The sequence below is a fragment of the Streptomyces sp. SID14436 genome (assembly GCF_010548465.1).
Taxonomy (GTDB): Bacteria; Actinomycetota; Actinomycetes; order Streptomycetales; family Streptomycetaceae; genus Streptomyces.
Window position 1 is genome coordinate 1 of the sequence record NZ_JAAGMD010000157.1, and the last position, 261, is coordinate 261.

1 protein-coding gene is annotated in these 261 nt (G+C 78.5%); it reads left to right on the forward strand.

Annotation, left to right across the window (positions count from 1 at the left end; all coding sequences use genetic code 11):
• Positions 1 to 261, forward strand: a 261-nt coding sequence (locus G3I53_RS05755; RefSeq protein WP_275406489.1) for an NAD(P)H-hydrate epimerase, incomplete at both ends; no start/stop codon positions are given.

Below are 261 nucleotides of genomic sequence, written 5' to 3' on the forward strand. Positions count from 1 at the left end.
TACAGCGTGGAGACGGTCAGAGCGGCGGAGCGGGACCTGATGGCACGGCTGCCGGAGGGGGCGCTGATGCAGCGCGCCGCCGCCGGACTCGCCGCGGCCTGCGTCGAGTTGCCGGGGCGGGTCTACGGCAGCCGGGTGGTGCTGCTGGTCGGCAGCGGGGACAACGGCGGCGACGCCCTGTACGCCGGTGCCCGGCTGGCCCGGCGCGGCGCGGGCGTCACGGCGGTGCTGCTCGCGCCCGAACGCGCCCACGCCGGGGGT